Annotated in this window: 12 protein-coding genes and 1 pseudogene; 9 read left to right on the forward strand and 4 right to left on the reverse strand. The window is 41.0% G+C overall.

The window, feature by feature from the left end; genetic code table 11:
• Positions 1–74: 74 nt before the first annotated feature.
• From T458_RS52230 to T458_RS52240, 3 genes are read left to right on the forward strand one after another with little or no spacing between them, the layout of a single operon-like run.
• Positions 75–2,084, forward strand: a complete 2,010-nt coding sequence (locus T458_RS52230) for a type I restriction-modification system subunit M (protein WP_023559101.1) — start codon at positions 75–77, stop codon at positions 2,082–2,084.
• Entirely contained in the window at positions 2,084–3,352 is a 1,269-nt protein-coding gene (locus T458_RS56170) for a restriction endonuclease subunit S (RefSeq protein ID WP_023559102.1), read from the forward strand. The genes T458_RS52230 and T458_RS56170 overlap by 1 nt, the downstream gene beginning before the upstream one ends.
• Positions 3,353–3,375: 23 nt before the next feature.
• Positions 3,376–6,369: a type I restriction endonuclease subunit R gene (locus T458_RS52240; protein WP_023559103.1), complete on the forward strand. Its 2,994-nt coding sequence runs from the start codon at positions 3,376–3,378 to the stop codon at positions 6,367–6,369.
• Positions 6,370–6,430: 61 nt separating this feature from the next.
• On the opposite strand, the gene T458_RS52245 is transcribed toward T458_RS52240, so the two are convergent.
• From T458_RS52245 to istA (T458_RS52260), 4 genes and pseudogenes are all read right to left on the reverse strand, one after another.
• Positions 6,431–7,048 (reverse strand): hypothetical protein, encoded by a 618-nt coding sequence (locus T458_RS52245; RefSeq protein WP_023555735.1) that lies wholly within the window; start codon positions 7,046–7,048, stop codon positions 6,431–6,433.
• A gap of 240 nt (positions 7,049–7,288) precedes the next feature.
• Entirely contained in the window at positions 7,289–7,546 is a 258-nt protein-coding gene (locus tag T458_RS57955) for a helix-turn-helix domain-containing protein (RefSeq protein ID WP_035316347.1), read from the reverse strand.
• Positions 7,547–7,576: 30 nt separating this feature from the next.
• A complete protein-coding gene (gene istB, locus T458_RS52255; protein WP_023555614.1) occupies positions 7,577–8,299 on the reverse strand; it encodes an IS21-like element helper ATPase IstB in 723 nt (240 codons plus the stop codon).
• Positions 8,299–9,807, reverse strand: a pseudogene (gene istA / locus T458_RS52260) (IS21 family transposase). Before istA (T458_RS52260) ends, istB (T458_RS52255) begins: the two are co-directional and overlap by 1 nt.
• Positions 9,808–10,171: 364 nt before the next feature.
• On the opposite strand from istA (T458_RS52260), the gene T458_RS52265 reads away from it, so the two are divergent.
• The 6 genes from T458_RS52265 (at position 10,172) to istB (T458_RS52295) (ending at position 16,546) form a co-directional block, all read left to right on the forward strand.
• Entirely contained in the window at positions 10,172–10,417 is a 246-nt protein-coding gene (locus tag T458_RS52265) for a hypothetical protein (protein WP_023559104.1), read from the forward strand.
• Positions 10,418–10,541: 124 nt separating this feature from the next.
• Positions 10,542–12,092, forward strand: coding sequence for an IS21 family transposase (gene istA, locus T458_RS52270; RefSeq protein ID WP_144083896.1), 1,551 nt, complete (start codon positions 10,542–10,544; stop codon positions 12,090–12,092).
• 2 nt (positions 12,093–12,094) lie between these two features.
• The gene (istB, locus tag T458_RS52275; RefSeq protein ID WP_023554153.1) at positions 12,095–12,862 is read left to right on the forward strand and encodes an IS21-like element helper ATPase IstB; all 768 of its coding nucleotides are present in this window, start codon (positions 12,095–12,097) and stop codon (positions 12,860–12,862) included.
• Between the two features lie 445 nt (positions 12,863–13,307).
• A complete protein-coding gene (locus tag T458_RS52285; protein ID WP_023559106.1) occupies positions 13,308–14,312 on the forward strand; it encodes a virulence RhuM family protein in 1,005 nt (334 codons plus the stop codon).
• 246 nt (positions 14,313–14,558) lie between these two features.
• The gene (gene istA / locus T458_RS52290) at positions 14,559–15,782 is read left to right on the forward strand and encodes an IS21 family transposase (RefSeq protein ID WP_031306220.1); all 1,224 of its coding nucleotides are present in this window, start codon (positions 14,559–14,561) and stop codon (positions 15,780–15,782) included.
• Positions 15,779–16,546, forward strand: a complete 768-nt coding sequence (gene istB / locus T458_RS52295) for an IS21-like element helper ATPase IstB (RefSeq protein ID WP_023559108.1) — start codon at positions 15,779–15,781, stop codon at positions 16,544–16,546. Before istA (T458_RS52290) ends, istB (T458_RS52295) begins: the two co-directional genes overlap by 4 nt.
• Positions 16,547–16,682 lie beyond the last annotated feature (136 nt).

The raw sequence follows: 16,682 nt of genomic DNA on the forward strand, positions 1-16,682 counted from the left end.
GTGAAAAAGAATTATTCAATCTCCTACCTCTGATTTGGAGTAGGGGTTACATAAGGATAAAAGGAGAAGTACGTATGCAAAACTTCCAAGAGAAAGTTAATTTTATCTGGACGATTGCCGAGATTTTGCGGGGACCGTACAAAAAAGAGGAATATGGCAAGGTTGTCCTTCCGATGGCAGTATTGAGAAGATTCGATTGTGTTTTGAACGAGACAAAGGAAGAGGTTTTATCCCAATACGAGAAGTTTAAGCACCTTCCACAAGAGTCAAGGGATGAAATCCTTAACCGAGTTGCAAAACAGAACTTCAGCAATGTCAGTAAATATGATTTCACAAAGCTCCTGAATGACTCAGACAATATTGCGGACAACCTTCGTGATTATATAAATGGTTTTTCCAAGACAGCAAGGGACATTATTGAATACTTTGATTTTGAAAAGCAAATCGAGAAGATGGATCGCAATAATTTGCTCTATCTTGTTGTAAAACGCTTTAGTGAAATTGATTTGCATCCTGAAGCCGTCAGCAACGTGGAAATGGGCTATATCTTCGAAGAATTGATCCGCAGATTTTCCGAACATGGAGAGGCTGGCGACCATTATACACCAAGGGAAGTGATTCGCCTGATGGTGAGCTTGCTCTTCATTGAGGACGCTGAGGTTCTAACGAAGCCAGGAATTACCCAGACTCTCTACGACTGCTGTGCGGGTACAGGCGGTATGGGTTCCGTTGCCCAGGAATATTTAAAAGAACTAAACCCGTCTGCACATTTTGAGTTTTTCGGACAAGAGTTCAATGAAGAGTCCTATGCAATCTGTAAAGCGGATATTTTGATCAAAGGGGAGGAAGCGAAAAATATCGCCTTTGGCAATACGCTATCTCAGGATGCTTTTCCTCAAATGAAGTTTGACTACATGATTACCAACCCCCCCTATGGGGTAGAGTGGAAACCTGCGGAACAAGCAGTCAAGGAAGAGCATGAGAATAAAGGATTCAGTGGACGATTTGGAGCTGGATTGCCACGAATCAGCGATGGTCAATTATTGTTCTTACAACACTTGGTATCCAAGATGAAACCCGTCACACCTGAGAATCCAAAAGGAAGCCGAATCGCCATTATCATGAACGGTAGCCCATTGTTTACAGGAGATGCGGGGAGTGGGGAAAGTGAAATCCGCCGCTATCTGATTGAAAATGATTTGGTCGAAGCCATTGTTGCCATGCCCGACCAGTTGTTCTACAACACAGGTATTTCAACGTACATTTGGATTTTGACCAACAATAAAGATTCACTCAGAAAGGGAAAAATCCAGCTTGTAAACGGGGCTTCATTCTATCAGAAGATGAAAAAGAGCCTTGGAAATAAACGCAACGAACTATCCCCTGAACATATTGATGAGATTGTCCGAATTTACGGTAGCTTCAAAGAAGGGGAGCATTGCAAACTCTTCGATAATGAAGATTTTGGGTATAGGAAGATCACAATTGAGCGTCCACTACGATTGAATTTCCAGATCAGCGAAGAACGGGTCAAGGAGTTATATAATCAAACCGCATTCAGTAATCTGGCAACAACCAGGAAAAAGGGTCAAGCTGGTTTAGATGAGATAGAGGCTGGAAAGAAGCTGCAACAGCAAATCATTGATGCTCTGTACTCCTTGAAGGACAATAAACTATACAAGAACAGAGAAACCTTTACGAAATTGATCAAGAAAGCATTTAAGGATCATGGCCTTACTATTCCTGCACCGCTCATGAAAGCCATCCTTTCTGCTCTTTCTGAAAAGGACGAGACTGCTGACATTTGCATAGATAGCAAGGGAAACCCAGAACCAGATACCGATTTGAGAGATACGGAGAACGTTCCGCTCAAAGAAGATATTCACGAATACTTCGAGCGGGAAGTGAAGCCGCATGTACCTGATGCGTGGATTGATGAAAGCAAGACCAAGATCGGATATGAGATTCCATTTACGAGACATTTTTATAAATATACACCGCTTCGTAGCTCGGATGAAATCTTGAGTGAAATCAAGGAATTGGAAGCAAACATACTGGACAAGTTGAAGAAGGTGTTGGGTTGATGGTGCAGTACAAGAGATATGAGGAATATAAGGATAGTGGTGTTGAATGGATCGGGGAAGTACCAGCATACTGGAATCTATCAAATCTACGATATCTGTGTCGTATAGAAACTGGCAGTAAAGATACTCAAGACAATACTGAGGAAGGTCAGTACCCTTTCTTCGTTAGATCACAGGTTGTAGAACGAATAGATGAATACACACATGATGATGAAGCTGTTATGACCGCAGGTGATGGAGCAGGGGTTGGAAAGGTATTCCACTATTATAAGGGGAAGTTTGCAAGTCACCAGAGGGTGTATATTTTCACCAAATTCAGGCGTTGTACTGCAAAATTTTTATTTTATTATCTAAAGTCGAATTTAGCATTCGAAGTATTGAAATGGAATGCAAAGTCAACAGTTGATTCATTAAGACGACCCATGTTAACTGGTTTTGTTGTATCTCTTCCCTCTTTAAGTGAACAAAATGCAATAACTAACTTTCTTGACCAGAGAACAGCAGAAATCGATTCTCTTATCACAGACAAGGAAAAGCTAATTTCCTTATTGGATGAACAGCGGCAGGCAATTATCACAGAAGCAATTACAAAGGGATTAAACCCTAATGTGAAGATGAAGGATTCTGGAGTGGAATGGATTGGCACGATTCCAGAACATTGGGAAATTAAAAAAATTAAACATAAGTTTACTATACAAAAACGCATCGTTCCACAAGATGATCCAACAGTCTTATCTTTGACTCAAAGAGGACTAAAAATTAAAGATTTAGAAGATTTTTCTGGACAGCATGCTGAGAGCTACTCGAATTATCAACTTGTGAATAAAAATGATTTTGTTATGAACTCAATGGATCTACTTACAGGATTTGTAGATTGCTCTCCCTTCATTGGGGTCACAAGTCCTGACTATAGAGTATTTACACAAAATAATCCTGATGAATGTCATCAGTATTTTTTGTACTACTTTCAAAAGTGTTATTTTGAAAAAATTTTTTATGGGCATGGACAGGGAGTATCGAAGTTTGGACGTTGGAGATTACAAACAGATGTATTTAAGGAATTTCCAGTTATGATTCCACCTGTTGAAGAGCAATTTGAAATTGCACGTACAGTATCATCTAAAATAAATGATATTGATGAAGTGATTCAAAGAAATATAGAGCTAATCGATAAACTCAAGGAATATCGTCAATCCCTCATCTTTGAAGCTGTAACAGGAAAAATCGATGTTAGGGATGTAGCGGTGGAAACAACTGAAACAGCCTAAATCAATCGTAAAGGGGTGATACGATGGCAATCGACTATACTGAAAAAGGGCTGGAAACCAATATAGAAGAATGGCTCTTGCATACAGGCTACCGAAGCAGACGCATCGAGGGAACTGCTTTGGAGGATTTCAAGAAGCATGCCCTCGATGTTGAAATACTGTTCGAATTCCTGGAAAGCACTCAGCCTAAAGAAATAGAACGCCTCCGTAAGGTGTACAAGGAGCAAACGAAAGAAAAGGTTTTGGAGCGGCTTGGTAAAGAATTGAACAGCCGTGGAATGATCGATTGTATACGGCACGGGATTAAGGATTACGGTGTGACACTCAAACTCGCCTACAATCAGCCTGTCAGCTATATGAACCAGACTCTTTTGGAAATGTATACGAAGAACATTTTCACCATTAGCCGACAGGTGTATTACAGTAGTCAGAATAACAGTAGCATAGATATGCTGGTATCGCTCAATGGGCTTCCTATTGCCGTACTTGAGCTGAAAAATCCACTGACAAACCAAACGGTGGATGATGCGAAGCGGCAGTATATGAATGATCGTGATCCAAAGGAATTGTTATTTCAGTTTAAGAAACGTGCCATTGTATTCTTTGCTGTTGATCCTGATGAGGTTTACATGACAACACGATTGGAGAAAGAAAAGACATTCTTTCTCCCCTTTAACAAGGGTAATAACGGCGGCAAAGGCAATCCGCCTGTAGCCAATGACTACAAAACCTCGTATTTGTGGAAAGAAATATTGCAAATAAACAGCCTGATTGACATCCTTTTCCGCTTCGTGTTTGTCAAACAGGAAGACATCTTGGATAGCACGGGGGAAATCATCGATAAGAAAGAAACGGTCATCTTTCCCCGCTATCATCAATTGGATGTCGTGAGGAAAATCGAATACGATGTAAAGCAATTTGGTGTCGGTACGAACTACCTGGTTCAACATTCTGCGGGTAGCGGTAAAACCAATAGCATCTCATGGCTCGCCCATCGATTAGCAAAGATTCATGACAGTGAGGATAATGCCATCTTCAACAGTGTCATTGTCATTACGGATCGCAGGGTACTGGACAAACAATTGCAAGATGCGGTGTATCAATTGGAGCATAAAGCAGGTATGGTCGCCAAGATCGACAAAGATTCGAGTCAGCTTGCACAGGAGCTTGTAAATAACACTCGAATTATCATTACGACGCTTCAAAAGTTCCCGTTTATTATGGAAAAGGTTGGGGAGTTCGCAAGAGGAAAGTATGCCATCATCATTGACGAGGCACACAGCTCACAAGGTGGTAAATCGGCTACAGCAATGACGAATATCTTGTCGGACAAAACACTGGAAGAAGCCCTGGAAGCAGACCGTGCGGCAGAAGAAAATTTAGAAGACATTGATGAGAAAATCGTTGAAACAATAGCTAAAAGCGGTAAGCAGGACAATATCTCTTTCTTCGCCTTTACTGCAACACCGAAAGCCAAAACCTTGGAGAAATTCGGTCGGATGGGGGAAGACGGCAAACCACATGCATTTCATGTCTATTCCATGCGGCAAGCCATCGAGGAAGGGTTTATCCTTGATGTGCTGAAAAACTATACGACCTATAAGACCTATTATAAAGTGGCAAAAATGATCGAGGATGATCCTGAAGTTTCCAGTAAAAAGGCATCCAAGGAAATCGCTAAGTATGTTTCGCTTCATCCGCATAATATTGCTCAGAAAACGGAAATCATGATTGAGCATTTCAGACGGGTGACAAGACATAAAATCGGCGGTAGAGCGAAAGCGATGGTTGTAACAGGTAGCCGATTGCATGCGGTCAAATACAAACAAGCGTTTGACAAATACATAAGCGACAAAGGCTATGATGACATGAAAGCAGTTGTTGCTTTTTCGGGAACGGTCGAGGACAAGGGAGTATCCTACACCGAACCGCTCATGAACGGATTCGGCGAGAAAGAATTACCTGATAAGTTCCATACGGATGAATATAAGGTTTTGTTGGTTGCAGAGAAGTATCAGACGGGTTTCGATGAGCCGCTTCTTCATACGATGTATGTGGATAAGAAACTGGATGGCATTAAGGCGGTACAAACTCTCTCCAGGCTGAACCGAACATGCAAAGGTAAAAACGATACCTTTGTCCTTGATTTCGTTAATGAAGCCGAAGATATTAAAGAGGCATTCCAACCGTACTATGAAGTTACAGGGCTTGAGGAAGTAACCAATCCGAATCTGCTATATGATTTACAGCGGGAATTGGATGTTTGTCAGGTATATACAGAAGAAGAGATCATGGAAGTATGTAAGCTGGAGTTTAGCGGAAAGAAGAAAACGCCGAAAACTCAAGAAAAGCTAAACGCAATTCTTGATAAGGCAGTGGAACGCTATAAGCATGAATTGCCTAAAGAACGGCAAGAAGATTTTAAGAGTACAGCAGGAAAATTTATCCGCACGTATTCATTTATTCTACAGATTGGTCCATTTGTCGATGTTGATCTACATAAATTATATGTTTATCTGAATTATCTTTTGAAGAAGTTGCCCAAGCATGGTTCTGAATCGGTTTATTTGGCAGACGAGGTAGCTTTGGAATATTACCGAAATACGATGGTTTTCGAAGGCAGTATTTCACTTGTAGTACAGGGCGGTGCTGACTTGAAACCAACCTCCCATGGTGGCGGAGGTGGAAAAGAGGAACCAAAGGATAAACTCTCTTCGATTATCAACCGACTCAATGAACGCTTTGGAACCGATTTTACCGAGACGGATCGCTTGTCGTATGAACAGATTATGGAAGACATTATTAATAACGAAGATCTGGCTCAGAAAGCGAAGAACAACACCAAAGAAAACTTCAAATTCAGCTATGAGAAAGCGTTTCTGGACATCGTGATTGGCAGAATGGGTCAAAATGAGAAGTTCTTCATGAAAATATTGGAAGATAGCGATTTTAAGGCAACAGTTATGGAATACATGTTTGAGGAAATATACAAAGGGTTACAGGATCGGATATCGTAAGAGGGAAAAGTAAGGTGTTGGAAAAATAACCTCCAACACCTTACTGTATATTTGTAATTACTCAGGCATTGAAAAATAGTCGTTCTAATTCTTTTCTTCGGCACACCTCGTCTTTAATTTCATTCACCTGATTAACTGATGTTAGAATTTTCTGTATATAATCTTTGAGCAAAGTTTCAGATTTGAAGTGAACTCTGTAGTCTAATTCAATCAAAGGCACTTGTAGTATATCACGACAGAATGCAACTTTTTGTTTATAGTATGTTTTCAAATTGCCTTGATTGCTCCAAGTAAAATGATGATAGTCATTAATTTCAAAGACGCAATATGGCACTATATCCATTTCATTTTCAAATAGTGCTGCATCAAATCGTAAAGGTCTATTAAGGTGACTTCGCAATCTCTGATCTGTGTACTGTGGCATAACATATTTAAGGTCAAGAGTGTTCAGAGTTTCAAAGAATATGCTTTCATAAGCTCTCCACCAAGAATTGCAACCTGGACAAGCATTGAACGGTGCATTTTTTAATTTTGACTTGAAAACGGATGGTATTCTGTCAAAAATCATTCTACATTTATAACAATAAAATCGAACCTTGTTTGGATCTTTTGAGGAGACCCCGATTGCTTCAAATTTCCCAGACAGTAATTTTTCAAAGTCATTATTGAGCACTATCATGGCTTCCACCTCTCAGTAGTTGTTGATCATAGTTGTACTGGATGACATGATCGATCATGGTTAGGCTGTTCTGTCGACAAAAGTTATTATATAAAACAAGCAGCTGTTGATAAATGTTGAAAATATGGAAGATAAATACAGTCAACAAATGATAAATGGTTGTTTATTGTCAACGTTATATATACAAAGAAACCTATAACATCATACCAATACAATGTTATAGGTTTCCAGGTTTATCAATTAGTTCGAGTGCTTCTTTGATTCAAGCCTTTGTAAAAGAATCGACGTTTTGATGCCTAACCCTTGTAATAAGCATTCAATAACTGAAAATGAAGGTTTTTTGATTTGCCCATTCTCAATTCGTACAATATAAGATGAACTTATACCTGTTTTCTCAGAGAGGTCATGCAAGCTCATTCCACTCTTTATTCTCAACGCTCGAATGGATTCACCAAAACCATTATGTTTTTGGCAAGTAAGAAATGTATCAAATGGCAATTAAAAATGTACCACTTGCCAACCCCTAAATTATTTACCGTGTAATAACGATTCTTTGTACCGATGGCTTTCGCCATTAAAGACGATCAGGTGAGAGTGATGAATCAAGCGATCAATCACTGCCTCTGTCAAAATTGGATCACCAAATATATGATTCCATTGGCCAAATTGTAGATTGGTCGTTATGATAATACTTTTTCTTTCGTAGCACATGGAAATAATCTGAAATAGCAGTTCTGCTCCTTGTTTATGCAGGGGAATATACCCTAGCTCATCGAGTATTAATAGATCTAACTTCTCAATATGGTTAAAGAATCGGCTCAACGAGCCGGTCTCGTGAGCATCTAGCAGCCGATTGACTAATCCAGCGACAGTAAAGAACTTTATCTTTTTTCCTTGCTGTTGAATGGCATTTAATCCAATCAGCGTTGATAAGTACGTTTTCCCCGTCCCCACTCCACCATAAAAGATTAGATTTTCTTTCTCCTCTATAAATCCACCATGAAGGATATGGTCCTGTGTGAGACCTTGTCCCATCTGAATATGGCCCCACTCAAATGGCTTTCCTGTTATTCTTGGCAAGGAAGATTGCTTAAAGAGCAGATTGATTTTTCGTGCTTCTCGTTGTTGTATCTCACTTTCTAATATTTTGAGTAAGTATTCTTCATTTGTAGTAGCTTCAACTTCATGGAAATGTTGCCGAACCCAACTCAATTTGAGGCGCTTTGAATACTCCTTTATCAATGCTTCCACTAGCGATGACCTCCCGTTCCCTTAAAGAATTCATTGTAATGGGCTAATCCTCTAGTGGCTGTTGGAACGGCAGGAACAAAACCTTTCGGTTGGATGGTATCCCTTTGACCACGACCATTGATGAGTTGGTAATAGATCTGTTTAATAGAATCAACGGATGGGTGGCCATTCTCAGAGGCAAGCTGCAAAGCTTGCGTGGGTATTTTCATATCATCGTCTTTTAGAATGACGGATAGTAGCTGGAGAGCTTCTTGTTTTTCTGGGACCGTGCAATTCGAGAGATAGACTTGCCATTCGATTGGCAATTGTTCATAAAAACTTGTGTATTTAAGGGCAGTTGGCCGTTTTGCCATCAATGTCAAATAGGGCTGCCAAATCACTGATTTTGGCTCTTTGCCATATAATCTGGCATGCTGCACAATCACCTCATACTCTTCTGTTAAAATATCCACTCGATCAAATGAGATCTTTGCCAAAACCGTACATTTGGCAAAACGGGGAGACGTTGAGTAGAGTTTATTTTCGACTCGGATATATCCGTATTTATCAGCTTTTACTCGTTCGTATCGGATACAATCAAATTCTTTGGCAGGTAATTGAAGAAGATGTTCCTTGTCTGCCAAATATAATTCGGAGAGCATCGTTTCTTTTACATAATGAGGTCGCTCCCGATCTCTCTCGGCTTTTTTTCACAGGGTTTCGTTTAGCTGATCAAGACTGTGTATCTGTAGCTCTGGCAGAAGAAAGTTGTTGCGAATGTACTTTACCATCGCCTCCACATGACCTTTTTCATTACCACTACCGGGATTACAAAACTCGTATTCAAAATCATAGTGAAAAACGAAGTTTTGGAATTCCTCTGTTAGTTCTCGCTGACCGTTCGGCATGATCCTTTTCACCGCTGGTGATAAGTTATCAAATCGAATCACCTTAGGCACGCCACCTATGTAGTGAAAGATACGCTTCAATCCCTCCAGAAAACATTCTCGGTTCTGAGACTGAAAAACTTGGAAGTAAAACGTATTGCTATGAGGAAATGAGAGAACGAGAAATGGCAAGGTAACACTTTCTCCCAGATATTTAAATGGTGCTTCTCCGAAATCAACCTGTGCCGATCCAGGTTTCGTCTCCAATGGCAATGCCGCAGCATCACTTGTCTCTGCTAACTGGTGTTTTCGTTGAGAAACATACTGTCTGACAGAGCGAGATGATCCTGTAAATTGGTGTTCTTCCACTAATTGTGTAAACAAGCGTTGTGCGGTTCTTCGGAACTTCTTTTTCTTGTTCAAATCCTCTTTGATCCATTGATCAAGAATGGGTTTTACAGGCTCCATGACTCTAGCTTTTCGAATTTGCTTGGGCTTTTCTTGTAGATTGAAGTCATCCATTTCTGCATACTTCTGAACTGTTCTCGAATCACGATTCATTTGTTTGGCAATCTTGCTATAAGCTCGCCCTTTCTTGTTTGCCTCGTGCCTGATATAATGAATTTCTGCCACTGCTAACATCTCCTAACTTTATACCTCCCGTCGTTCTGTAGTGCCCAACAGGGAGTGTATTTTGATAAGGGGATGTTGGCAAGTGGTTTTTTAATTTATGCAGCCCCTACGGGTCTGCATAAATTAACTGCCATAACCTACATTTTTAGTCTGCCATAAACAACCATTATGAATTGTTCCAAACTCATTAATATCCATAATCTTCACCCTTTACTTTATCCTTTTGGAATCCAACATTTTTCTAACATTATATGGTAGTAAAAAATCCAGAGTATCATAACTTTCCTTTTGTACTTTTTCTTTTGGATAGAATAAATAAATTATCTCAAACCTATAATCCAAGAAAATTACAATTGGGAAGGAGCAGTGTGAATTGAACAAAGAAATATTTTTCGCAATGCCATCTGAAAAACGGGTTGAGGTAGTGAATAAAATGTTACAAAATGCATCCCTAAAGGAAGTTGCAGACAAAATAGGTATTGCCTACAGCACATTTTTGAAAGAAATGACGGTAGGTGACCATGTGTACATCCAAAGGGATAACCGCTACTATAAGTTCATTCGGGAGGATATTGTGAACCCACAATTTGATTCGAGTGAAAGTTATTGTAACTGCTAAACTAAATTCAACAGTATCCGCCAAATAGAAATGAACACTTTTTTCTTTCACTTGGTAACCCAGTTAAGCTATGATTACTTGTTCAACATAGCTTGGCTGGGGGATGGGAAAGGTGGAAAAATTACTGTTGTATCTTCAGGTTCATCAATTAAAAGAGCAAGGATTTAAGGTGGCAGCCATCGCAAGGAAATTGGATCTGTCGAGGAACACGGTCTATAAATATCTAGATATGACTTTTGAGGAGGCATCAGATTGGGTCAATTCCCTTGGTAACAGAAGCAAAAAGTTGAATCCCTACCGGGATAGGATTCTCAGTTGGTTACATGAACATCCAGATCTGTCTTCTTCTCAGGTCGAGGACTGGTTAAAGGAGAAATATCCTTCCATTAAGATTGGAGGAAGCACAGTTCGATCCTATGTTAGTGAGCTAAGGGAAATATACCATATTCCGAAAATTGTACATATTCGTGATCACGAAGCAGTGGAGGAGTTGCCAATGGGCCAACAGGCTCAAGTGGATTGGGGAGAAGTCACGGTTAAAAATATGGAAAAAAAGGACGTGAGATTATACTTCATCACTTTTGTTCTCTCCCACTCCCGTTTCAAGTATGTAGAGTGGCAAAGCAGACCCTTTACCACAAGGGATGCAATCAGATGCCATGAAAACGCATTCGTATTTTTCGGAGGAATGCCAGAGGAATTGGTTTATGACCAAGATCACCTGATCACCGTAAGTGAAAATGCAGGAGACATTATCCTGACGAGTGAATTTCAGTCTTATAAGCAAGAACGTGGATTTCGCCTTTATTTATGCCGCAAGGCAGATCCGCAAAGTAAGGGCAAGATAGAAAACGTAGTGAAATTCGTGAAAAGAAACTTTGCCAAACACAGGGTTTTCTCCAATATCGATGCATGGAACGAACGGTCTCTGGCCTGGCTATCACGGACAGGCAATTACAATGTGCACCATACAACAAAAAAGAGACCGGTTGAAGTGCACGCCCTCGAAAAGCAACACTTGAAGCCAGTCTCTCCCCTGCTCTCTTTCGAGAGCAACCGTGGATCCAGTATAACAAGAACTGTCCATAAGGACAATGTGATTAAATATAAATCCAATCGGTACTCCCTTCCTTTAGGGACATACCGTCCAAGGGGAGAGAATCAAGTATTTATCGAGATTCATGAAGAGGAACTGATTGTCAGAGCAACTCCGCAAGGAGAAGTTCTTGCACGACATCGGCTTTGCCACGGAAAAGGAGAGCTTATAAAAAGTAGACAGCACTCACGTGATCGATCTAAAGGGATTCATGCTTATAAGGAGACCATTATCCGCCAATTTCACGATCAAGAAAAAGCAATGCTGTTTATTCATGAGATAAGCGTTCGGTATCCGAGGTATGTACGTGATCATTTGCAAATCGTTCAATATGCCATCACCCATTTCCAACCTGATATTGAGGAAGCCTTGGATGTATGTGTAAAAGACCATTTATGGAGTGCAAATGACCTCCGGGATGTTGCACAGCACCTTTCCCGACTAAAAGATACCAAGCCCTCCTCAGAACCTCGTTTCGATCAAGCAATACCAAGCAACTTCCGCAACCTCTCCGCATTACAAGCCACTTCACCAACGAGGGAAATGGATAAATATTTAAAAATACTAGGGGGCATTTGACGTTGAACAGCACCGTACAGACCATGCAAAATTACTTCCGCCATCTTCGGATGGCGGAGACAGCCAATGAACTGCCTGAATTCCTTCGTAAAGCTGAAAAATTCTCTTGGACCTATCAGGAATTTCTAGAAGAACTCTTAACCTATGAATTGAAACGGAGAGAAGCAAAAAATGCGGAGAGGAGATTGAAATGGGCCAAGTTTCCCTATCAAAAGACCTTGGATGAATTTCAGATCGATGAGCAAAAGTCAATCAGTTCCCGCCAAATCAAACAGTTGAAGGAACTGAATTGGCTAGAACAACAGTACAATCTGATCCTTCTTGGTCCTCCAGGAGTGGGCAAAACCCACATTGCAATTGGACTTGGGTTAGAAGCGATACAAAAGGGTTTTCAAGTTACCTTTTCAACCATGGGAGAGTTGATCCATCTATTGAAAACCCAAGAGTACCTCACAAAATCACAAACGCAGCTTAAAAGAATAAACGAATCCGATTTGGTCATTATTGATGATCTCATGTATATGGCAATGGATCAAAGGGAGGCAAACCTATTTTTCCACCTCATAAACAACCTGTATGAACGAAGTTCAATCATATTAACATCCAACAAAGGACCCGAACAGTGGGGAGAATTAATAGGTGATCAAGGAATTACGACGGCTATATTAGATCGATTGCTTCACAGAGTGGAAGTGATCCAACTAAACGAAGACAGCTACAGAATCAAATACAGGAGCTCTATTTTCGGAGAAAAAAGTGTTCAATCTTAATGAGCAAAAAGTGTTCAAAACTACTTGACGGTTACAGTTATCGAGAAGAGTTACGTTTTTTGTGTGAAAATATAGATGTATTGAAACGATTAATAAATAGTGAACACCGACCGCCACTCACATTGGATAAGCAAATATACAGCAATGATGCATCTTTTTCAAACAAATCCATCAAAATGAATGAAGAAGTGTATAAAAAGTTTACAAAGCACTGTAATGAGCAATATCCTCAGTTTCGATTGCAGGATTTGATTGCTCAGTCACTACTTGATTTTATCGAAAAATACTGAAAAACAGGACACGCATACTATAGTATTTTCCTTGAGGAAAAAACGTTTAATGTTGAGTATGGGAAAATGATTATCAAGTCTGGTATTTTTCTCTTATTAGATGAGAAGGTGGTATACTAAACATAGTATAAGGATTCGGACGAGGAGGAATTTAGGTGAATAATGAAACAAATATCCTAATTTATCAAACAGAAGAAGGAAACACAAAAATAGATGTCCGTCTGGAAAATGGGACAGTTTGGATGACACAAAAGGCGATAGCGGAGTTATACCAAAAGAGCGTGAATACAATTAATGAGCATATAAAAAACATCTATGCTGAGGAAGAACTTGAAGAGTCAGCAACTATTCGGAGAAACCGAATAGTTCAATTAGAGGGGAATAGGGAAATTGAACGTGAAATTTCGTTCTACAACCTTGAAATGATTATTGCCATCGGTTACCGTGTCCGATCGCATAGAGGTACACAATTTAGAAAATGGGCAACGGAACGATTAAATGAGTACCTTGTAAAAGGTTTTACAATGGATGATGAACGTCTGAAAGAAATGCGAAATTTTGGACAAGATTACTTTGATGAATTGCTTGAGCGAATTCGTGACATTCGGGCATCTGAAAAAAGATTCTACCAGAAAATCACAGCTATCTATGCTACCGCTGTTGATTATGACCCGAAAGCGGAAATGACCAAGGAGTTTTTTGCTACGGTGCAAAACAAACTTCATTATGCAATACATGGTCAAACTGCGGGAGAACTAATCATAAGTAGAGCGAATGCAGAAAAAGAAAACATGGGATTGACTTCATGGAAAGGTGATAAAGTTCGTAAGCAAGACGTAACTGTAGCCAAAAACTACCTAACCGAAAGCGAAATGAAGGCACTTAATCGTATCGTTACAATGTATTTGGATTACGCAGAAGATCAAGCAGAGCGTCATCAGCCGATGTACATGAAGGACTGGATTGAAAAGCTCAATGCATTTCTCAAATTTAATGGTCGTGATATTCTTGAAAATGCAGGAAAAGTATCAAAAGAGGTTGCTGACAAATTAGCATTACAAGAATATGAAAAATATAATCAAAATCGTATATCTCAAAACATAAATGACGATTTTGACCAGTTCGTAAAGAAAAATCAGTTAAAAATCTCAAAAGGGTAACTCTAAATGACTGAATCCCCAAAATGAATGAAAAAGCATCCCGTATCACTACCATAAGTGGGACGGGGTGCTTGTTTTTAGTGCTATATCATTCTAAAAGGGATTGGAAAAATTGGAAAATGATTGGAATAGCCTGTCACCGCCGGGATATAATTGACCCAGGTTCGCCGGAAAGAAAATGACCCACCCTTAGCGAATATATCCCCTTCGGTATTAACGGCCAAGTTAATTTTCGGAGGGAGACACATGCTAAGGAGTGGGATAGTGATATCGTTACATACCATGAGGGCAGAAGGCAAGAGTATTCGTGAAATTGCCCGTCTAACGGGGCATTCTCGAAATACAGTTCGCCGATATCTCCGGGGTGAATTCATTCCCGAAAAGGGAACCCGTAAATCTGGTGGTTCCAAGCTTGATCCATTCAAACCGTTCCTGCAGGAACGGCTTCAAGAAGGTATCTACAACTGCGAGGTTTTATTCGATCTTCTACGAGAAAAGGGCTATACCGGGGGACGTACCATCTTGAAAGACTATGTGAAGGATTTCCGTCCTCCCAAACAGCTTCCCGCTGTTCTTCGTTACGAGACAAAACCCGGTGAATACGCACAGGTCGACTGGGGACTGTGTGATTACGTAGATTTGGACGGTACCGTCCGAAAAGTGCCGGTATTTGTCATGGTACTGGGGTACTCTCGTTCCACCTATATCGAGTTCACGAAGCGTTGTGACATTCACAGCTTTCTTCGTTGCTTGATTCATGCCTTTGAATATTTTGGAGGTATCCCAAAAGTCATGCTGACCGACCAGATGAAAACCGTCGTACTGGGCATGGGAGATGATCGAAAACCTCGCTGGCATCCGCTTTTTGCCGACTTTGCCGCAGCGATTGGACTGGTTCCAAAAGTATGCAAAGTTCGCCGCCCCGAAACAAAGGGAAAAGTGGAACGAGGCGTTCAATACGTAAAAAACAATTTTCTTCCTGGCAAACGCTTCGTTGATTTACAGGATCTCAATCAACAAGCCCTACACTGGTGCGAGCGGATTAACCGCCGTATTCATGGAACAACTGGCGACCGCCCCTTTGACCGACTCCGTGAGGAAAATCTGTCGCCCATCCCTTCAACTGAACGGTGGGAAAAATACTTACATGAACCAAGAAAGGTCAGCCGAGACGGATTTGTTAGCTACGATGGTGTACGATATGGCGTTCCATGGAGGTACAGTGGACGTGAGAGTACCGTTCGCGAAGTGAATGGGTGGGTGGAAATCTGGGCCGACGGCACATGTATTGCTCGACATCAAAAGGTCTATCGATCCCGCACCACTGTTTTTTGCGAAAACCAGTACGCAGGTCTTTCGACCGCTCAAGGATATGCCTATCCACGTCCACAAGCCCGACAGATTTCACCGCAACAAGTGGAAGTACGTTCGCTGGACGTCTATGAGCAGCTGACGGAGGTGGGAGCATGATTGAACTGGAACAGGCGCGACTACGCCTCGAGGAACTTGGGCTTCAACAAGCGGCTCTCCTTTTGGATGCTCACTTGGAAGCGGCAAGTCATGGACAGCCCACTTATCTGTCCTTTCTCAACACGCTCCTTGATGCCGAGATAGCGGAACGTCAAAAGCGGAATATGGAGGTACGCACCAAACTTGCCCATTTGCCTTACCGCAAAACACTAGAGGAGTTCGATTTTGCTTTCCAACCTAGTATTGACGAACGATTGATTCGAGAGCTGGCCACGATGACTTTTGTAACCCGACACGAGAATGTCTTGTTCTTAGGACCTCCCGGAGTAGGAAAAAGTCATTTGGCGGTGGCATTGGCTGTAGAAGCCATCTCGCAAGGGATATCCGTTTACTTTGTCAGTCTGTCGCATCTCATCGAGGATCTGCGAAAAGCTTACATGGAGAACAGACTGGATAAACGCATCCGTATCTATATTCGCCCAAAGCTCCTCGTGATTGACGAGATTGGCTACTTGCCGTTTGACAGTTTGGCAGCTAACCTCTTTTTCCAGGTAGTAAGTGCAAGATACGAGAGAGGGAGTATTCTGTTGACCAGCAACAAGAGCTTCGGTGAATGGGGGGAATTGATGGGCGATCCGATACTTGCTACAGCTATTCTGGATCGACTCTTACACCATTCCCACATCGTTAACATTAGAGGGAATAGTTACCGACTTCGTGAAAAAATGAGGACTGGAGCCTACGGCTCTCCCTCTACCACCTAACCAACAAAATCGCCGGGTGGGTCAGTTCTAAACCGGCGAGGGTGGGTCAAAATAAAGTCGGCGTTGACATAGCCCTTACTTTTTCTTTAAAAGTATACATGTGTCTGAATCCAACCCCAGAAATTGAGACATGTTG

Origin of the sequence: Brevibacillus panacihumi W25 (assembly GCF_000503775.1) — a bacterium.
GTDB lineage: Bacteria > Bacillota > Bacilli > Brevibacillales > Brevibacillaceae > Brevibacillus > Brevibacillus panacihumi_A.